Origin of the sequence: Psychrobacter sp. P11F6, from assembly GCF_001435295.1 — a bacterium.
Taxonomy (GTDB): Bacteria; Pseudomonadota; Gammaproteobacteria; order Pseudomonadales; family Moraxellaceae; genus Psychrobacter.
The window spans coordinates 2,311,638-2,332,037 of the sequence record NZ_CM003594.1; the positions used below are offsets into that span (position 1 = coordinate 2,311,638).

Genomic DNA, 20,400 nt, shown 5'->3' on the forward strand with positions numbered 1-20,400 from the left:
TCCTTCTTGTCGGCTAAACGAATTTGACATTACCAAACGTATTTTTGGGTTTGCGGTCATTGCTGCTAAGCCATATTACTTGATGATACTTCTTAGATTTTATAACCATTCACTTATCACTATTGATGATGCCAATTATGTCAGATATGCAAAACAACGAGTCTACTCTTTATCAAAACACCCAGTCTTACGCTCACCTTATTACTGAGCGTCATGCGATGCTAAAACCACATGCGCATCACCCGTATCAGTTGGGGGCTAGCCTATACATGCCAGCAACTCGCCAAGATATTTGGCAAGTCATTAAGCGTGATAAATTACCAACGATTAATAGTATTATCATCTGCCTAGAAGATGCCGTCAGCCATAGTGATGTTGAGCTGGCACTTGAGCGCTTGCAAACGTTGCTGCATACATGGGCGACGCATGTCGATAGCATCAATGACCCATCAAAACATGCCGACATTCAGATTGAGCAACCAACACGCCCGCTGGTATTTATACGTCCGCGTCATCCAGCGATGTTAGAGCAGCTCTCAGGTTTTGCCCATATCGATTTGATTGATGGCTTTGTCATGCCAAAAGTCGATATGTATAGTCTGTCTAATTGGCGTATGGCTTGTCAAAATCTGAGTACTGAGCAACTATTGATGCCGACGCTTGAAACCGCAGCGCTATTTAATCCACATCATAATCAGGAATTGGCCATTGGTTTTAAAGAAGCTTTTAGCCAGCCTGTATTTGCCTTGCGTATCGGTGGCAATGATTTGTTTGCAGCATTGCGTTTGCGACGTCCCAAAAACAGCATCGTTTATGATACCCCTATCGGCACCCTTGCCTATCAGCTGCTCGGCTGCTTTGTGCCGCATGGCTTTTATTTAACAGCGCCTGTCTTTGAATATTTGGATCAGCCAACGCTATTTATGCAAGAGCTAACCCGCGATGTTAGCTTAGGATTGGTCGGCAAAACAGTCATTCATCCAAGCCAAATTGCGCTGGTGCAACAAGCCTATTGCGTACCATTGAGCATTTTAGATGAGGCGCAAGCAATCTTGCATAGCGAGGCAAAAGCGGTGTTTAAATATAACAATACTATGCTAGAGCCTGCTACCCATCGCGCTTGGGCAACCGAAATTGTCAATCGTGCCGAGGCATGTGGCACCCTTGATGACGGTAATAATGACTATACGGCACGGTTATAAATAAGAATCTTAAGGTTAATAGGGCATGCCCTCAATCTGAACGAAAGCGCCTAAGTTTCAAATCAATATTTTACATGCGCTCAATAAAAAAGCCGTTATCACATTCAAGATAACGGCTTTTTTAGCACAAAGGTTCCATCACTCTATTATTATTAAAACGATGCCTTATTTAAGGCTATTTCAAGACCAACTCAAAATTAGACACAGTCCGCTAAAAAGGTGTTAATCACTCGATTGACCTGCTCAGGCTCTTCTACGGTTGCGGTATGACCAGCGCCCTTTATCACTGCCAATTTAGACCCTGCTATCGCAAAATGCATACGTTCAGCCTTTGAATAAGGGGTTGCTGTGTCCTCATCACCGACCACAATTAATGTCGGCACCGTAATACTTCCTAGCTGATCGTAGGTGCCTGACCGCTCAATGACGCCCATCGTTGCCTTAATGACTCCGCCTTTGCGATTGCCTTGTAGCATCGTTAACCACTGCTTACGATCAGACTTACGCAACTTATCTGTTAAAAAAGTATTGCCAAACATAATAGGCATGACCTTGTTACTCACGCGTTTGAGACCCAGCCAACGAATGGCTTTGACCAGCTTACGATACTGCGGCACGTTTTTGGCATCTTCAGGATCAGCAGAAGTCTCTAACAGGGTAAGCGACAGCAATAGCTCAGGGCGTTTGAGTGCGACACGCTGGGCGACAAATCCACCCATCGACAACCCTAACAAATGGCATTTATGAATATCTAGTGCCTTTAATAATGCCAATGTATCCTCGGTTAAGGTTTCCATATCATAGCCAGACTTGGTTATTTCAGACTGACCTTGTCCCCGAAAATCGAACGTAATACAGCGATAACCGGCTTTGAAATACTCAACTTGCTTGTCAAATAGGTGTGTATTCCACAGCAGACCGTGGGCAAATACCATGACGGGTTTTTGCTTATCGTTTGGCGCGCTGTCTTCATAATAAAGTTCAACATTATTGACATGAATAATTGGCATAACCACTTCCTTGTTGGTTTAATAAATAAAAAATCAGTCTTTAAAACCTGCCTTCTAGGGCGTCTCTTCATTTTAAAAATGGTGAAAAAAATGAGATAAATTGCCGCCAAACAAAGAAAACAGCACAAATAATATCGAGATATTCATCAGCTAGCTGACGCAGTTTGGCAAAATTTAGCCATTTTTAGCCCATGTAGAGAATGCTCGATTGAATTGAGGACATACCCTAGCATAATTCAACCTTTCTACAGATAGTAGCCTTATTTTTGAATGGTAGGTTTCATAATTTTAGCAATATGATAGCAGCAAAAAACACCATACCTGAATCATGTCTTAAGCGCGCACACATCCTGCTTTTATAATAAGCTCAAACTGCTATAGTATTTGGCATTGCATTATTTGTCACATTTACTGCCAATAGCTAGTGTTACCAAAAATGTTTTATAGAAAACTCAATTAAGGATATCAGCCATGTCACACCCTCTCGTCGAATATCAAGTAGAAAACCATATCGCAACCATCACGATGAACGATCCCAAAACACTGAATGCCTTTAGCACAGTGCTCAAAGATGCCATGATGAATTCACTGACGAACGCAGATGAAGATAAAGACGTCAGAGTCATCATCCTGCAAGGCGCAGGCAATAACTTTTCAAGTGGCGGGCATATCGGTGAGATGTTAGAAAACGGCATGGAAAGCGAGGCGCTGTCGAATAAGCTAAACTTTATGGTTGGCGAAGTCGCTGAGATTAGCTTAAAGTTGCGTAATATTCATAAGCCTATTATCGCTAAATTAGAAGGCGCAGTGGCAGGTGCTGGCATGAACTTGGCACTGACTTGTGATTTTCGCATAGCCGCTGATAATGCCAAATTTGTGCAAGCCTTTGTCAATATCGGTCTAATACCAGATGCTGGCGGCATTTATTTACTGAATCAATTGATCGGTGTGGCAAAAACCACTGAGATGGTCATGCTTGGCGATAAACTCAAAGCGGAAGATATGGCACGCTTAAACTTGGTTAATGATGTGGTCAGTAGCGACGAGCTGGATGCTAGCGTACTGGCATTGGCAACGCGCCTGAGCAATCTGCCCGGAAAAGCATTGGCATCAATGAAGCATATGATTAATACACACGCTTATATGGGTCTCAATGAAGCGCTCGATATGGAAGTGGATCAACAGACCATGCTTGCTAAAACGGATGATTTTAAAGAAGGTATTACCGCATTTATGGAAAAACGTAAGCCTGTTTATCAAGGTAAATAATAACCTGATCACACTTTGTTTTGCGCTATCATCAAAAAGGCTGCCTAATGGCAGCCTTTTTTTAGGTCATACGATATCAAGAAAATTCTGTATTAAACATATCTTTAAGTAACACTTTTAACTCTTAAGAATCAGAGGCTATTTTATAGTGATGCGGTAAAGTAAATATCTTGTCAAAACCCAAGGTAAAGATAAAGGTATAAACCAAGAAAAATAGCAGTAACGCTGCTTCCATCATAAAGGCTTTGATTAAACCAACATCATACCAGATCATATAAAGTGGTAAGCAAATCAACACCAATCCGCCTTCAAATCCTAATGCATGCGCACTGCGAATGAGTAAGGTACGCTTTGCCACCTGCTTGCGACGTTCCCACGCTTCAAAAGCTGTATTGTATAAGAAGTTCCAAATCACTGCTGCCAATGACACCATCACAGCGACCGGTAAAGACTCTGCCGCGTCGCTATCGCTGAGTTTCATCAATACGAAAGTAGAAGAAATGATAGCGATAAGCTCGAAAATAGTCACATAGACGATACGACGTTTGAGTGGGGATAAAGTAATCAACCAAGACTCCAAAGCACTTGAGCGTAAACAAAAAGTGCCTATCAAAGTATCGGTCCGTCCCGAGATAGAAAAGATAGATTCATTACAGAGCCACGGTTTCCGCCTGCTGCTATATTATACCTAATATAACCGGGAAAATCAGTTAGTGCTTATGTCAAAATCAGACATCAAAAATCGCTTATTTTGCTGGTTGACCCCATTGATTTGTTTCATGCTTAGTGTCGCTTGCAAGAAATATAATCAATAAAATACCTAATAATGGAATAAGTGATATTAAAATCCACCATCCTGAGCGATTGGTATCGTGCAATCTACGTATAGTAACCGCTAAGTTTGGTATGAACAAACCGAGTGCAACTAGTATATAAAACAACCCTACGCCCGTATCAAAGATGATCGTATCTAGGATCATAGCAATAATCATTAACCCTGTTTGTATAAGCAAGAAATACCAGTACTCTTTACGGCGAGCGCGCCCAGAGAAATTGGTATAATTTCTCAAGCCTTTCTTGAACCAGTCGATGATGCCATAGTTTGCTTCAGCGCTATGATTATTAGCCATTACAGAGTTGTTCAAAGGTGGCGGCGTCGCTTTATCAAGCATACTTCTACTTTCTATCGGATTTGTCATTTTTAGTCTCTAAAGGTGAAAGTCGCTGATTAAGAATTAATGAGCAGCTTGCATTATAATTACTCAATAAAAGTTTGCAAAGACTTATTGATATTTTTGAACTTTTATCCTTAACAAAAAACCTCGCATCATAAGACACGAGGTTCGTTTTAAATAATCTAAATTTTCAAACCAAAACTAGGTCAACTGAGCAACGTTAATTTTGTCGGCTTCTTCAGTATAAGAATCCATACGATCGAAGTTCATGTACTGATACACTTCCTCGCCCATGCTATCAAGCATACCAGCGTACTGCTGATATTCTTCGTTGGTTGGCAACTTACCAAGTACCGCTGCTACGGCTGCAAGCTCTGCAGAAGCTAGGTATACGTTAGCGCCTTGACCGAGACGGTTCGGGAAGTTACGAGTTGACGTCGATACCGCCGTAGACTTCGGTGCGATACGTGCTTGGTTACCCATACATAGTGAACAACCTGGCATCTCAGTACGAGCGCCGGCTTGAGCGTAGATGTTGTAGTAACCTTCTTCCATCAACTGACGCGCATCCATCTTAGTAGGTGGTGCAATCCATAGACGAGTTTTCAAACTACCTGCTGGGACATCTTGTAGCAATTTACCAGCAGCGCGGAAATGACCAATGTTGGTCATACATGAACCAATGAATACTTCATCAATGGTATCGCCAGCGACATCAGCCAATGTTTTTGCATCGTCTGGATCGTTCGGGCAGCAAAGGATAGGCTCTTTGATAGTGCTCATATCGATAGTCATGTCGATAGCGTATTCTGCATCAGCATCAGCACGCAATAGGCTTGGGTTCGCTAGCCATTCTTGCATCTGCTCGATACGACGGCTGATAGTACGTGCATCGCCATAGCCTTCTGAGATCATCCACTTTAGAAGCGTGATGTTTGAGTTTAAATACTCAGTCACTGATGCTTCAGACAAAGTGATGGTACAACCAGCAGCACTACGCTCAGCTGAGGCATCAGATAGCTCAAATGCTTGCTCAGCGGTCAAGTCTTCTAGACCTTCGATCTCTAAGATACGACCATTGAACTCGTTGATTTTGCCTTTCTTATCAACGGTCAATAGACCTTCTTTGATCGCTTGATAAGGGATCGCATGAACCAAGTCACGCAACGTGATACCAGCCTGACGTTCGCCAACGAAGCGGACACGGACAGATTCAGGCATATCAAGTGGCATAACACCAGTCGCTGCTGCGAATGCTACTAGACCAGAACCTGCTGGGAATGAGATACCCATTGGGAAACGAGTATGCGAGTCACCACCAGTACCGACGGTATCTGGAAGTAGCATACGGTTCAACCAGCTATGAATGATACCATCACCTGGACGTAAGCTTACGCCGCCACGGTTCATGATAAAGTCAGGTAGTGTGTGCTGAGTCTCAACGTCAACTGGCTTTGGATAAGCGGCAGTGTGACAGAATGACTGCATTACTAAGTCTGCTTGGAAACCTAGGCAAGCCAAATCTTTTAGCTCATCACGAGTCATCGGACCAGTCGTATCCTGAGAGCCAACTGTCGTCATTTTAGGCTCACAGTACATGCCCGGACGTACGCCTTCTAGACCACAAGCTTTACCAACCATTTTTTGTGCTAGGGTAAAACCCTTACCCGTATCAACTGGCTCTTCTGGCTTAGCAAAGATATCTGAATGTCCAAGACCCATGTACGCGCGGGCACGATTGGTCAAACCACGACCAACGATCAATGGAATACGACCGCCAGCACGAACTTCATCAAGCAATGTTGGTGAGTTCAATTTGAACGTAGACAACACTTCATCTGAATCATGCTTAGTGATTTTGCCTTCATACGGATAGATGTCAAACACATCACCCATGTTTAGGTTATCAACCGCTACTTTTTCGATTGGCAATGCGCCAGAATCTTCCATGGTGTTAAAGAAGATAGGAGCGATATTGTTACCTAATACGAGACCGCCGCCACGTTTGTTCGGCACGTTAGGGATATCATCGCCCATGAGCCACAATACTGAGTTGGTCGCAGACTTACGGCTAGAACCCGTACCAACCACATCACCAACATAAGCAAGTGGATGACCTTTTTCTTTTAGTGCTTCGATTTGCTTCATTGGACCAACAACGCCCTCTTCGTCAGCAGTGATACCGTCGCGAGAGTTTTTGTGCATGGCTAATGAATGCAATGGGATATCAGGGCGGCTCCACGCATCTTGCGCAGGCGACAAGTCATCGGTGTTGGTTTCGCCAGTCACTTTAAACGTTGTATAAGTCGTCTTTGCTGGTACAGCATCACGGTTCAAGAACCATTCAGCGTCAGCCCAAGATTGAACCACTTCTTTAGCGATAGCATTGCCCGCTTCTGCTTTTTCAGTCACGTCATTGAACGCGTCAAACACCAGTAACGTCTTTTTCAACGCTTCAGCAGCGTCTTGTGCAACTTCGCTGTCATCCAGTGCCGCAACCAATGGTTGAACGTTGTAGCCACCTTGCATCGTGCCTAGGATTTGAACCGCTTTTTGCTTGCTAATAAGTGGTGAAGAGGTTTCACCCTTAAGGATCGCTGCTAAAAACGCCGCTTTAACGTATGCCGCTTGGTCAACGCCAGCAGGAATACGGTTTTCTAGCAGGTTCATCAAGAACGCATCTTCGCCTGCTGGTGGATTCTTTAGTAGTTCAACCAACTCTGCTACTTGTTTTTCATTCAGTGGTAGCGGAACCGTTCCTAGCTCAGCACGTTCTTCGACATGTTTACGATAAGCTTCTAACACAATAGTCGTCCTCGTCAGTTGGGAGTATTAGTACATTACGTGGGTAGTCAGCATGACCGCCTGCGTCTATATACTAGATGGAATAATTATTGGTGCAATCATAGCTTAAAACGCCCTGAATGTTAATGGCTCAGCCTTTAAAAGGCTCATAAAGCGGTTATAAAGGGCTCATATTGAACATTTATTATATAAATAGTACCATCAACAATATGATTGAGCAGCCTTGCACAATCGATATACAGCTTGTCATTTTAGTCAAGCACCGCTCGATTTATGAGTAAATAAATACGCTGTGACTGCTAGACGCTTTGTAGGATATTATTTGATAAAATGTCATCTTGATACGATAGCTTAGAGAAAATATCACTTAGAAAAATAACGCTTGAAAAAACAGCTTTTATTAACCATATACTAAACGAATAAACATTAAGGATGATGATATGGATAGTAGTGCAATGGAAAACAAAAATAGAGAAAACAGCGATATGGAAAACAGCCATATAAAGAGTAACGCTAATTATCAAAACGGTCTCAAAGTTCGCACCGAGGTCATGGGTGCAGAGCACGTCAAACGCTCGCTTGACAGCGCGACTGGGTTCACTCAGCCATTACAGGATTGGATTATCGAACACGCTTGGGGCAGCACATGGCAAGATGACTCAGTATTGCCGCGCAAATATCGCTCATTAATCACCATTGCTTTTTTAATTGCGCAAAAAAGCCCAACTGAGCTAAAAGGACACATTCGAGGTGCCATCAATAATGGCGCAACTGTCGCTGAGATTCGAGAAGTATTAATGCACAGTTTACCCTACTGCGGTGCGCCTGCCACCCAAGAAGCATTTCGTGCTGCCATAGAAACCCTGAATGAGTTGAATATTGATATAGATATTTAAAACTATGGTTGCGAGACAAACCATAGTAGCCTTAATGATCCACCTCAAAATGATCAGTTAAACATTATTCATTGAAAATTAGCCCCTAAGTTTCTGCTATAATGTCCTCACTCACAACACATTCTAATAATTCCATAAACCCTTATGCTATAAAGGGTTAAGAGATACTTTATTATGACAACTGCCGTACAAACACATGTGCCTGCTGCTAAGGTCAAACCTAAAAAAGCCATTCAAGGCGAAAAACTACGTGGCTATGATAAAGTTGCCCGTATCCCAATTAAAGTGATTCCGACCATCGAGGCAAAGAAAAAGCCAGATTGGATTCGGGTTAAAATGTCCTCGCCCGCTGAAGTAGCTCGTATCAAAGCCACCTTGCGTGAGCAAAAGCTCTATACCGTTTGTGAGGAAGCGGCCTGCCCTAACCTGCCGCAGTGCTTCGCTGATGGTACCGCGACCTTTATGATTATGGGTGATATCTGTACGCGTCGCTGTCCGTTCTGTGACGTCGGTCATGGTCGTCCGAATGAGCTAGATGCAGATGAACCGCGCCACACTGCCGAGACTATTTTAGGTTTGCAGCTTAAGTATGCGGTAATCACCTCTGTGGATCGTGACGATCTAAAAGATGGCGGCGCGGCGCATTTCGTCGAAGTGCTCAATGAATCTCGCGCACTTAGCCCGAATTGCCTCATTGAAATATTGGTACCAGATTTCCGTGGTCGTATGGAAGTAGCATTAGACTTGTTGACTGAAACACCGCCAGATGTCTTTAACCATAACATCGAAACCGTGCCTCGTTTATATAAAGCCTTCCGCCCAGGTTCTGACTATCAGCATTCGTTAGATTTGCTCAAACTCTATAAAGAGCGTCGCCCTGATATCGCAACCAAGTGCGGCTTTATGGTTGGCCTTGGTGAGACCGAAGAAGAGATTTATGCGCTGCTTGATGACCTAAAAGCGCACAATGTGGATATGATTACGGTTGGTCAGTATCTGCAACCTAGTAAAAACCACGCGCCTGTCGATCGTTATGTCCATCCAGACGAGTTCCAGCGTTATATGGATTATGGTAAAAAAATTGGCTTCTTTAACATTTGGGCAGGCCCAATGGTACGCTCAAGCTACTTTGCCGATCGTCAATATTACGGCGAAGACTGCCCAGCGCCAATCCGTAGTAAAAAAGCATTGGCAGCAGAAGGCAAACTTGGCTGCTAAGTGTCGGGGTTTAATGAGCTAATGCTTAAAAATTAAGTTGAGCATGTAAAAAGGGTGAATAACATAAACTGTTATTCACCCTTTTTTATGACTTTAATAAATTATTAAAACCTTCAACCGAAACGCCTTAAATGGTTAAAGTTGGCGTTGGCTCGCCACTGTTTCTAGTATTAAGGATGGCGATAGCAATAACGATCATGCCACCCACTAGACCAGTCGTTATTCCAGGATAGATTAATAGCAAAGCTCCGATTGCCAAAATAACGCGTGTTACTGGGCTCATATCGCTTTTAAAATAACCCTCTAATGCTGCACTAAGTGCGAGAACACCCGTAATTGACGTCAATACTACCGTGATAATATCGATAATAGGTGGTAGCGGGAAGTCCTTAGCAGTTACCGCAAGCCCAGTAGGATCAATCATTAACATCGCTGGACTATAGATAAACATAAACGGCACGATGAATCCAGCCAAAGCTAGTTTCAGCGATAAAAATCCTGTCTTCATCGGATCGCCACCAGATATACCCGCACCAGCAAAGGCGGCTAGACACACAGGCGGTGTAATATTGGCAAAAATACCAAAGTAAAAAACAAACATATGCGCTGATAAAATTGGAATATCAAAGCCAGCTAAGGCTGGTGCTGCCATCGTTGCTGTAATAATATAGGCAGGAATAGACGGTAGTCCCATGCCCAATACCATCGAGGCAAGCATGGTCAAAATGAGCGTGAAAAATAATGACCCTGCACCAAGTGTGACAATTGATGAGGTCATCACCGTTCCAAAGCTGGTTAGACTCACGACTCCGATGATAATACCGACAACTGCACAGGCAGCCATTACCGCGAGCGACTGGCGTGCGCCATCTTCTAATGCACCCAGAATGTCAGAGAAACCCATTCTAGTCTCTTTTCTCAGCATACTAACCACGACAGTAAAACCAATGGTATAAGCCGCTGCATAACCAACGGGCACATTTCTAATTAATAAGAAAATCAAAAATACAATCGGTAGCAGCATATGACCGCGGGCTTTTAACACTTCTTTCACGGCTGGTAAGCTTTCTTTAGCGATACCTTTTAGATCGCGACGACCAGCGCGAAAATGCACCTGCGCAATGACGCCCAGATAATACAATATCGCGGGTAATAATGCTGCCAACGCAATCGTGCTGTACGGCAAGCCTGTTGTTTCTGCCATAATAAATGCACTAGCACCCATAATCGGTGGCAATATCTGCCCGCCCACAGAGGCACTTGCCTCAACGGCACCCGCAAAATCTTTGTGGTAACCAACCTTTTTCATGAGCGGAATGGTAAAGGCACCAGTACTGACTACGTTTGACAAAGCAGAGCCATTAATACTGCCCATAAAACCACTAGAAATCACCGCTACTTTTGCAGGCCCGCCTTTTTTATGACCCGCAATTGCCAATGCCAAATCATTAAACAGCTGCCCCATTCCCGAGCGCGCTAAGAATGCACCAAAAAGAATGAATAAGAAGATAAAAGTGACCGATGCACCAATCGCAACAGAGTATAAGCCTTCGGTTTTTAGGAATAATTGACCAAAGATATCACCCATGTCATAAGGACGCGTCAGTAACCGGTCAGGCATAAAATCCAAATGGCTGAAAAACGGATACGCCAAAAATATCCCTGCCAATATCGGTAAAATCCAACCTGTGATACGGCGACTGCCTTCTAATACGCAGACCACTGTAATCAGCGAAAATATCACATCCATCTGATTGGCCATACCGCCACGTGAGGTCACGATATCTTGATATTCATATATCAGATAAGCCATGCCAGACAATGACAGGGCAAACCAAATCCAGTCATACCATGCAACGCGCTGACGGCTGCTTTTTTTGCTCGCTGGAAAAATTAAGAAAATTAATGCAAAACCAATACCCACGTGTACAGAGCGCTGTAGCAGCGCTGGCATGGGATTAAAGGTGATATATAAATGAAACAGTGAATATAAAATGCAAAGTCCAGCGATAAAATACTTCACTGGACCTTGAGTGATGTGCCGTGTGATGGATTCTCTATCATACTTTTCTAATATGGCTTTATTGTGGGCTTGCGCCTCAAGTTCAGCGTCGACATGAGTATCAGCATCCGTGTTGGAATGTATAGGCAAGTCGTTATTGATATGGTTATCTGACATTGTTGTCACATTATTGTGATCCATCACTTGGGAGTTCATGACACAAATCCTTGTTAAATCTATCAATGAAACCATACGTTTTCGGCATGATCGTTACTTCAGAATAGTCTGGCACCCAGCGATGAATGAGCATCTGGTAATTACCATAGTCAATCTCACCTTTGGTAAGCCGTGAGACCACCCAATTAAGCTTAGGCAATTTCTCATTGATTTGATAACCCAGATAGCCAGGTTTTTGTATCGTAGCAAGCGCTTCGGTTGAGGGTGTGCCCGCCCCAAAAGCTTCAAAATAAGTGGTGGTCAGCAGCAATTCAGCGTCTTCTGTACTGCTGCTGTCTATACGTTGGTATTGCTCTTCCCACCATTGTTTTTCTACAGAGTGTATCCAGCGCAATTGAAAATTTGGCTCGACAAAATAGCAAACTTTATCATTAGCACCATCAACGCCTGCAACACGCACTTCCACCACAGGCTGACGAACAAAGAGATGCCATAGCGTAAAAAAAACCAGCGCAGCAATGCCTGCCACGCCAATTAATAACCCTAATCGCTTATTTAGCTGCTTGCTCATCATAGTACTTTTTAGCGCCAGGATGGATAGGTGCGACCATACCTTCACGAGCGGTTGCTAAGCTAATATCATTGGCCGCTTGGTGCGCTGTTTTTAGACCGTCTAAATTGTCAAATAACGCTTTGGTCAGCTTGTAACCATCTGCTTCAGACAAATCAGAGCTAACCAATAGAGCATTCATGATTGCTGCGGTTGGAATCGCGGCGTCATTGCCATAAGTGCCAGCAGGAATCTCAAAAGTCTTAAAGTAAGGCTTGGTTGCGATGATTTCTTTTAGCTTGTCTTGATTGATGGTGATCAACTGTAAGTCTAAACCCTGCTCTAACTCCATCAATGAAGAGTTTGGCAGACCACTACTAAAGAAAGCCGCTTCGATTTTACCCGCTTTCATACCGTCCGCTGCTTCCGCAAAGCCTAAATAGTCAACGGTAACATCATCATATGTGATACCAAACCCTTCTAATAGCGTCCGAGCATTTACTTCTGTGCCAGAGCCTTGATCGCCCACAGCGATGCGCTTACCACGTAGGTCTTCAATATTTTTGATGCCAGATTTTTTGGTAGTGACAATTTGCACCACATTAGGGTATAAAACCGCAATCTGTTGGATGTTGGTTATCGGCTTATCAAAGTTGTTTTTGCCTTCGACCGCGTCGGTGACGACATCACTGAGCGCCAACACCATATCGACTTTACCTTGGGTTAATAGGTTGACGTTTTCGACTGAAGCGCCAGTGGTTTGCGTTTTTGAGTTGACCCCAAAGGTTTTGACATAGACCTCTGATAATGAAGTGCCGATGATGTTATAAGGGCCAGATGCTCCGCCAGTGGCGATGGTCAGAAACTTGGTATCAAGCTTGTCGGCGGCAGTGTCCGTGGCAGCGCTATCTGTTGCTGTACTGTCAGTACTTTCTGAACTTGGTGATGAGCATGCCGTCAGACCTAAAGTGGCGCTTAACATTGCTGATAAAAGTAACGGGGATTTTAGAGAGTTGAGCATTGAATTCATCCTTGAAATAATCGAGTTAATACACTTAACAGCATCAATATATCAATAGTGATGCGTTACAGACCTGTAATAATATAGCAATTCTTGCTATAAATAAACTGCCCTCCAGATTCCCTCTACACTCACACTTTATATGCGAAGCTATTTAAGTGAAGGCGCAGCAGTTCTTGTAATGAATCAATAGCCAAATATAGTTTTGCTATGCGGAACAATGTTTCATTAGACAATTCATTTAACCAAAGTCTGTGTCTATTGTAAACCTTTATAATCATCTAAATACAAACGAGATCATTTGACCAAAAAATACTGATATAAAATGACTAAATGGTCGTTCTTAATGCATTTTCATCATACTGTAGGCTTGATTATATTTTATATATAAACCCTAAGCAGTTGTCTCATAAGGCAGCTTACTTAAAGTAGATACCGTCTAGATTTGCAAATTCGTCACCACATATCTTGGCAACGTTATCTATTACTCTAAAAATATGGAAAACCTTTATGACAATATCTAGTGTAGAAAAGTCAGCGGCAGTATCAGTATCGGTATCCGCTGATATCGCCATCATTGGCGGTAGTGGTCTTTATCAGATGCAAGATTTAACCAATAAACGTAGTGTCAGCATATCGACGCCTTACGGCAAACCCTCTGATGATATTGTCTTAGGTGAATTAAATGGCATAAAGGTCGCCTTTCTAACTCGTCATGGTCAAGGTCACAAATTCACCCCTTCCGAAGTGCCTTATCGTGCCAATATTTATGCCCTCAAAACTTTGGGCGTACGCTACGTCATTTCGGTATCGGCAGTGGGGTCGCTAAGAGAAGCGCTTAAGCCCTTAGATATGGTCATTCCCGATCAAATGATCGATATGACTAAGCATCGAAACAGCAGTTTCTTTGGGGAAGGTGCAGTAGCACACGTCGCGATGGCTGATCCTTTATGTCCTAAAGTCGCGGATATTCTAACGCGTGCTTATACTCAGGCGCAGATAGCCGAAGGTCAATGTCATGCAAAAGCCACGTATGTCTGTATCGAAGGGCCGCAGTTTTCCACTCGTGCAGAGTCACACTGGTATCGGCAGATGCAAGCGGACATCATCGGTATGACCAATATGCCAGAGGCTAAGCTTGCTCGTGAAGCAAGTATGGCTTACGCAACGCTAGCATTGGTCACAGATTTTGATTGTTGGCATCCGACGGAGGAAGCCGTTAGTGCCGATTATGCTATTCAGAATTTGATGAAAAACGCCGATAATGCGCAGCACGTTATTAAGCAAGCGGTCGCCCTACTAGCAGCAGAACAGCCTGACTCTATTGCTCATAATGCTTTAGCACAAGCGTTAGTCACGCCAGTAGAGGCGATGAGTGAAGAGACTAAAACCAGACTTTCAGCATTACTGCCTTAGCCATACCAGTTTATGATTGTCAAAAAGCCATCGAACTATAATCAACCTAATAGGGTCAACAAAATAGCTCGATGGCTTTTTCATACCTAAAAACCTCGAATGATAAGGCATTCTCAATTCTTAATAACTTTATAACCATCAAGCCAATCTTCAGGTAAATACGGTAAATCTTCAGGCTCATCGATATCAGGCAAAGGCGCTAACAACGCTACAGACCAGCTCAATTCTGCCAAGCGCTGTTGAGTAACCTTTGCGACGCTCGCCGTACTCCATTCGATATTACTAAATAAACGAGCAGCAACTTGCTTAAAACCAAACAGTACATAACCACCATCAAAAGCAGGAATCATGACGCTATCTTGTGTTTCTAATTGCTGTGCAGCCTGTCGAATACGAATGGTTGTAAGACTAGGACAGTCTGTACCTATCAAGATAACGTGCTCGAAACGTGCTAATGCTTGCTGACTGGCGATTAACATACGCAAACCCAAATCACCATCTGCTTGTGCTGACCATTGCAGCGAGTCAGGCAAATTAAGCGCTTGCCAGCATGGATCTGTCGGCGCAGGACTGACACATAGCTCAACCGTAAAGCCAGTAGCAATGGCTTGTTCTATACTATGCAATAGTAGTTTACGTGCCATTTGCGCGGCACCTTCAATGCCAAGAGCCGGCTGCAAGCGCGTTTTTGCCATACCCTGTGCGGGGAATTTGGCAAAGAGAATAATACAAGTTTGTTGGTTTTGATTCATGGTAAGAGCTTATTCTTTTATTTATAATAACGCGCTTTGATATTATCAGCTGATACGCCGCGCCAATAATCAAAACGTAGATGCCACATCAAAATAATCGTCCGCCAAGTGCCATGCTGTTGCCAACGTCTTGCCGATGTGATGACTTTACTTTTTAAACAAGCAGGTTTAGCAATAACTTTTAGCTGTTTGCAAAGCTCGACATCTTCCATCAACGCTTGGCTAGGATAGCCACCGATTTGCTTAAATAAAGACTGGCTAATAAAAATAGATTGGTCGCCTGTCGCGATTCCGCTCAACCGTGAGCGCCAATTAATCATTTGACTGACCAATCGCAGTGTCGGTTGACGACTATCTATTTGCACATCAAAACGTCTCCACTCTGCCCGTTTCATCGCTTCAGAAACACTCTCTATAGCATCCATTGGCAATTTCGTATCGGCGTGCAAAAATAGTAATACATCGCTAGTTGCTAACGCTGCGCCTGTATTCATTTGCAGCGCGCGCCCTGCTTTAGACTCAGTCATTTGCCAATCAATTTTACGATCATTATCAGGCTTTGACTCATTAATAAAACTTTGTATTATGCCAATAGAATCATCGTTTGAACCACCATCGACCACTATCACTTGCTGCGGGTTTGGATTTAGCCTATTGATATTATCAAACAATAAAGGCAAATTATTTGCCTCATTGAGTACTGGAATAATAATAGAAACCGTCGCCATAGCCGTCATAGTTAGCAGTACTCTTACTTGTTGTTACCATTATTTCTTATTAAGGCTCCAATTATAATTGGTATAGCCAATCTTCATTTTTCCTGCTTTTAGCTCAGCCGTTTGCGACTTATTAAGCCCTAAAGACGAGCTGTAACGAGCCAAAAACCCTTTTAAATCGTTAGTACCGCGCCAGTTGGTTTCAAAGTCTTCTTTATACCATTTAAAAATTGGCGATATCTCTAACGTATTACCTTTGAGACGGTTGCGACTGCTATCCGCAAGGAATTTACTCGTCACTTGCTCTAATTGTTTATCTAATTCACTGCCTGTAAAAGCATCATTTAATAGCGCAGGACAGCCGATGCTCGCACAGTTCACCGCAAAGTGAATACGCGGTTCGTTGTAGCGTTTAGAGCCACGGATTAGATTGTGCTCGATGTCATCAAGCGATCGCTTCTTGCCTAATAGCGTGACGAAATCCTGTTTCCATGGCGAACCAAATATTCCACCAATATCTTTAATCGACTTGATGTTAGGATACTTGGTCAACACCAGCTCTACGGTGCCAGCATTATAGACATTAATCAAAAATGCCAATTGCTCATCTTTGCGCCAACCATTAAACTCTGATTGACTGACTTTGCTAGTTGCTGCCATGTAGCTCTCAAGCTTGCTTTGATCCGCTTTCATACCGTTATAATTAACGACTGAGGCTTTGCCACCATTGGTCATAGTGACGTTTTTATTCAGTAAACTATCCCAAGTGCTATGATTAAAATCCGCATAACTTGCCATACTGGCTAACAGGATAGAAGTGGTCACTGCCGTTTTGATTAATAAACCACTGCTTAAAAAAAGGCTTTTACTATTAAGTCTTGTACTATTAAATACTGACATGATTGACTCCAGTTAAATCGATGATGTTTTTTCTATCGTCTGATCTGTTGTCTCTTCTTCTAGCGCACCACCGCAGCTACTTCCTTGCCCTGCCGTACAGCCATAGCAATGGTCTGCAATGGCAATGTCATCGCCAGCAGGATTTTGCGTTAACAAATCGCTTAGATGCCGACGGGACTTGTTGGACACTGGAATCTCTAATTGCTGGTTAAAGTCACAATCAAACAACTCTCCTAACCAATTAACACTGATGGTCGATCGGCACATGACTTCGGTTAAATTGGCAGCCACATAATTGGCTTTGAGCAAATCCATATAGGGATAGAATTGGTTTTTGGCCAATAACACCGCACCAAAACGCTGAATCGGCATATTGGTCAAGGCAAATAACTGATGAAATTCGATATCGAAATGTTCTTTTAACTCGCGCTTATAATCTGCTTCTAGCTGCTGTTGATTGGGCGGCAGCGTGGCACCTTGCGGGTTATAAACGAGGTTCAGCGTTAATTTTGAACCTACTTTGCCATAACCTAAGCCGTTTAGCTTATGCAATCCCAATATACTGTCATCAAATGCACCCTTTCCGCGCTGCTTATCGACATTTTCTAATGAATAACAGGGCATTGAAGCCACCACTTCGACCTCATTGTCTGCCAAAAACTGCGCCATGTCCTCATACCCGTCTTCCATCAGGATAGTCAGATTACAGCGATCAATTACTGTTACACCCAAGGCACGTGCGGCTGTGACCAAATACTTAAAGTCTTCATGCATCTCAGGCGCACCGCCCGTTAAATCAAGCGTCTCAATATTTTGTGCTTGCAAGACTTCTAGAATCAACTCAACAAGCTCACGCGACATCATCTCTGTGCGGTAAGGACTGGCAGCCACATGACAATGCACACAAGACATATTGCATAAGTAACCCATATTGACCTGTAGCGTGGTTAACTCACGACGTTTGATCGCTGGGAAATCCGTGTGCTCGAGTAATTCGATAGTTGATTTCATAATGGTATAAAACCCTGTTAGTAGCACCTCTAAAGCAAGAAGAATAACGCAAAAATAAAAGGTTAAAAAAAGACAAATTCACACGCAAGCAATTGCTTCTTATGACTATTTCATAAAATTATCATCTCATTTTTAGACTTATCACTTTGTGTTTTATCTAATTAATCATACCTGATTGTGAAACAATATTGACAACTAATATCGTAATTTTCACCTTTTATGCCAAATGAGCATGACGTCTCGTAGGATGTCATACAGCAATTGTCAATTTGGCTTTTAAGATACTATATTCGGCAGCTTTATAGAGCGACCTTCTCATCCAATTAGCAATGCCACAGTTGTCAGTGCAAAACTCTTAAATAGCATTGACCGCACAAGGCTTTATCGCTAAATTGGTTGCAACATTCATATCTTTTAAAACAACATGCACTGATAAAATATGAATACTTTTAGAATATAGAAAGCCCACCACGTACCAATGCTTATGACACAAGGATGTAAGCATCAAATCACCTTTAAGGATAACGTAATGAATATGAGCACATTACTAAAACCAACTGTACTGAGCATTGGATTAATGAGTGTCATAGGTTGCACTACCATGCAGACTGCGCCCAAGGATATGAGCAACTCAGCAACTGTCTATTACAATGGCAACATCATCACGATGGAGGGCGATCAGCCACAAATGGCTGAAGCCTTAGTCACCCAAGCGGGCAAGATTGCCTATGTGGGCAATTTACAAGAGGCGCAATCGAAATATAAAAATGCCGCGCAGATTAATCTACAAGATAAAACCTTATTACCCAGCTTTATCGATCCGCACAGTCATTTTGATATGGTGTCGAATACCATGGGTCAGGTCAATCTCAACCCGCCGCCTATCGGTCAAGTCGATAGTATTCCCAAAATGATGCAAACGCTAAAAGATTATAAAGTGGACAATAACATTGCTGATGGCGACTGGATCTTTGGTTGGGGTTATGATGAAACTCAGCTCGCTGAGGGGCGTCATCCGACTAAAAGCGAAATTGATAAAGTATTGCCAAACAATCCAGTGTATTTACAACACACGAGTGGTCATATGGGCGTCGCAAACAGTAAGGCGCTGGCCATGATGAACATCACTGCTAACAGTGAAAACCCAGCAGGCGGTAATATTGCTCGAATTAAAGGCTCTAATGAACCAAACGGTCTCGTACAAGAAACGGCGATGTATCCGTTCGTGCGCAATATGCTAGAAGTGTTAGCGCCGAATCAAGGCAAATTCTTTGAGCAGACGCAAGAGTATTATGCAAAGAATGGCATAACGACGGCGCATAACGGTTCGACAGCTCGAAACACTATTCAGTTTTTTCAAAAACAAGCCGATGCAGGCAAACTTAAAATTGACTTGGTCGCACTGGCAGGAGTGAGTGACTTAGATGAGAATTTGGCTGATAAAAACTTCGTCTGGAAGACCTATCAAAACGGTTTTAAAGTACAGGGTACCAAAATCGTCGCAGATGGCTCGCCACAAGGCAAGACCGCCTATTTTAGCCAACCTTATCTCACGCCAGTTCCAGATTGTGAAAAGGACTGCCGCGGTCTACCAAGTGTCAGCCAAGATGAGCTGAACGAGATGTTTGTCAAAGCCTATGCGCGTGACAATCAGCTCTTTATCCATAATAATGGTGATGGCGCAACCGATATGCTCATCAAGGCACACGAGTATGCGGTCAAAAAGACTGGTCAAGCAGCTGATAAAGATCGCCGTACTGTGCCCATTCATGCTCAATTTGCCCGACCTGATCAGCTAGCCGCATTCAAAAAATACAATATGCTGCCGTCCTTCTTTACCAACCATACTTACTTTTGGGGTGATGTACACGTTAAAAACTTAGGTAAAAAACGTGCCGACTTTTCAAGCCCGATTGCCACTGCTGATAGAATGGGACTTAAATATACCAATCACTCTGATGACACAGTGACACCTGTCGATCCGCTATTTTCAGTCTGGTCAGCAGTCAATCGCACTTCGCGCTCAGGTAAAATCATTGGTAAAAATGAGCGAGCGACGCCGTATCAAGCGTTAAAGGCCATTACCAGCAATGCCGCTTATGAGTATTTTGAAGAAGACAGCAAAGGCACCTTGACGCCAGGGAAACTGGCTGATTTGGTTATCTTAGATGCCAACCCATTAACCATAGAGGCAAGCAAGCTCAAAGACATCAAAGTCATCACAACCATTAAAGAAGGTCAAACGATTTACCAACGTCCAGTACAATAGTTCATGGTAAG

17 protein-coding genes are annotated in these 20,400 nt (G+C 43.2%); 6 read left to right on the forward strand and 11 right to left on the reverse strand.

All coding sequences use genetic code 11. The features are described from left to right. The first annotated feature begins 137 nt into the window (after nucleotides 1-137). Nucleotides 138-1,202 carry an HpcH/HpaI aldolase/citrate lyase family protein gene (locus AK822_RS09520; protein WP_087945620.1) on the forward strand — a complete coding sequence of 355 codons (1,065 nt, stop codon included), beginning with the start codon at nucleotides 138-140 and terminating at the stop codon, nucleotides 1,200-1,202. 197 nt (nucleotides 1,203-1,399) lie between these two features. On the opposite strand, the gene AK822_RS09525 is transcribed toward AK822_RS09520, so the two are convergent. Next, on the reverse strand, nucleotides 1,400-2,212 hold the full coding sequence (locus tag AK822_RS09525) for an alpha/beta fold hydrolase (protein WP_060491464.1): 813 nt from the start codon (nucleotides 2,210-2,212) through the stop codon (nucleotides 1,400-1,402). A gap of 471 nt (nucleotides 2,213-2,683) precedes the next feature. Here AK822_RS09525 and AK822_RS09530 point away from each other — a divergent pair, with 471 nt between their 5' ends. Further along, nucleotides 2,684-3,481, forward strand: coding sequence for an enoyl-CoA hydratase/isomerase family protein (locus tag AK822_RS09530; protein ID WP_060491465.1), 798 nt, complete (start codon nucleotides 2,684-2,686; stop codon nucleotides 3,479-3,481). A 124-nt stretch (nucleotides 3,482-3,605) separates the two neighbouring features. Here AK822_RS09530 and AK822_RS09535 read toward each other — a convergent pair whose 3' ends face one another. The 3 genes from AK822_RS09535 to acnB form a co-directional block, all read right to left on the reverse strand. Further along, nucleotides 3,606-4,049 carry a PACE efflux transporter gene (locus tag AK822_RS09535; protein WP_205628045.1) on the reverse strand — a complete coding sequence of 148 codons (444 nt, stop codon included), beginning with the start codon at nucleotides 4,047-4,049 and terminating at the stop codon, nucleotides 3,606-3,608. 178 nt (nucleotides 4,050-4,227) lie between these two features. Beyond that, nucleotides 4,228-4,680, reverse strand: coding sequence for a DUF805 domain-containing protein (locus AK822_RS09540; RefSeq protein ID WP_227681782.1), 453 nt, complete (start codon nucleotides 4,678-4,680; stop codon nucleotides 4,228-4,230). A 177-nt stretch (nucleotides 4,681-4,857) separates the two neighbouring features. Next, nucleotides 4,858-7,461, reverse strand: a complete 2,604-nt coding sequence (acnB, locus tag AK822_RS09545) for a bifunctional aconitate hydratase 2/2-methylisocitrate dehydratase (protein ID WP_060491467.1) — start codon at nucleotides 7,459-7,461, stop codon at nucleotides 4,858-4,860. A gap of 485 nt (nucleotides 7,462-7,946) precedes the next feature. Between acnB and AK822_RS09550 the strand changes: the two genes are divergently transcribed. Beyond that, nucleotides 7,947-8,357: a carboxymuconolactone decarboxylase family protein gene (locus AK822_RS09550; protein ID WP_060492258.1), complete on the forward strand. Its 411-nt coding sequence runs from the start codon at nucleotides 7,947-7,949 to the stop codon at nucleotides 8,355-8,357. Between the two features lie 174 nt (nucleotides 8,358-8,531). Continuing rightward, the gene (gene lipA / locus AK822_RS09555; protein ID WP_060491468.1) at nucleotides 8,532-9,575 is read left to right on the forward strand and encodes a lipoyl synthase; all 1,044 of its coding nucleotides are present in this window, start codon (nucleotides 8,532-8,534) and stop codon (nucleotides 9,573-9,575) included. 127 nt (nucleotides 9,576-9,702) lie between these two features. On the opposite strand, the gene AK822_RS09560 is transcribed toward lipA, so the two are convergent. The 3 genes from AK822_RS09560 to AK822_RS09570 are packed head-to-tail and all read right to left on the reverse strand — an operon-like array spanning nucleotide 9,703 to nucleotide 13,325. Next, on the reverse strand, nucleotides 9,703-11,754 hold the full coding sequence (locus AK822_RS09560) for a TRAP transporter permease (RefSeq protein ID WP_372886586.1): 2,052 nt from the start codon (nucleotides 11,752-11,754) through the stop codon (nucleotides 9,703-9,705). A 10-nt stretch (nucleotides 11,755-11,764) separates the two neighbouring features. Next, nucleotides 11,765-12,325, reverse strand: a complete 561-nt coding sequence (locus tag AK822_RS09565; RefSeq protein WP_227690234.1) for a DUF1850 domain-containing protein — start codon at nucleotides 12,323-12,325, stop codon at nucleotides 11,765-11,767. Continuing rightward, complete coding sequence (locus AK822_RS09570; protein ID WP_060491470.1) at nucleotides 12,306-13,325, reverse strand: TAXI family TRAP transporter solute-binding subunit; 1,020 nt, start codon at nucleotides 13,323-13,325, stop codon at nucleotides 12,306-12,308. The genes AK822_RS09565 and AK822_RS09570 overlap by 20 nt, the downstream gene beginning before the upstream one ends. Nucleotides 13,326-13,835: 510 nt before the next feature. Here AK822_RS09570 and mtnP point away from each other — a divergent pair. Then, complete coding sequence (gene mtnP, locus AK822_RS09575; RefSeq protein WP_060491471.1) at nucleotides 13,836-14,741, forward strand: S-methyl-5'-thioadenosine phosphorylase; 906 nt, start codon at nucleotides 13,836-13,838, stop codon at nucleotides 14,739-14,741. Between the two features lie 113 nt (nucleotides 14,742-14,854). Here the strand turns inward: mtnP and AK822_RS09580 are convergent, their stop codons facing one another. From AK822_RS09580 to arsS, 4 genes are read right to left on the reverse strand one after another with little or no spacing between them, the layout of a single operon-like run. Further along, on the reverse strand, nucleotides 14,855-15,493 hold the full coding sequence (locus AK822_RS09580) for a TIGR04282 family arsenosugar biosynthesis glycosyltransferase (protein WP_060491472.1): 639 nt from the start codon (nucleotides 15,491-15,493) through the stop codon (nucleotides 14,855-14,857). Nucleotides 15,494-15,510: 17 nt separating this feature from the next. Further along, complete coding sequence (locus tag AK822_RS09585; RefSeq protein WP_228139007.1) at nucleotides 15,511-16,221, reverse strand: TIGR04283 family arsenosugar biosynthesis glycosyltransferase; 711 nt, start codon at nucleotides 16,219-16,221, stop codon at nucleotides 15,511-15,513. A gap of 39 nt (nucleotides 16,222-16,260) precedes the next feature. Beyond that, a complete protein-coding gene (locus AK822_RS09590; protein WP_060491474.1) occupies nucleotides 16,261-17,109 on the reverse strand; it encodes a DUF547 domain-containing protein in 849 nt (282 codons plus the stop codon). Between the two features lie 12 nt (nucleotides 17,110-17,121). Further along, nucleotides 17,122-18,120, reverse strand: coding sequence for an arsenosugar biosynthesis radical SAM (seleno)protein ArsS (gene arsS, locus AK822_RS09595; protein ID WP_060491475.1), 999 nt, complete (start codon nucleotides 18,118-18,120; stop codon nucleotides 17,122-17,124). A gap of 535 nt (nucleotides 18,121-18,655) precedes the next feature. On the opposite strand from arsS, the gene AK822_RS09600 reads away from it, so the two are divergent. After that, complete coding sequence (locus AK822_RS09600; RefSeq protein ID WP_060492260.1) at nucleotides 18,656-20,389, forward strand: amidohydrolase; 1,734 nt, start codon at nucleotides 18,656-18,658, stop codon at nucleotides 20,387-20,389. Nucleotides 20,390-20,400: the final 11 nt, after the last annotated feature.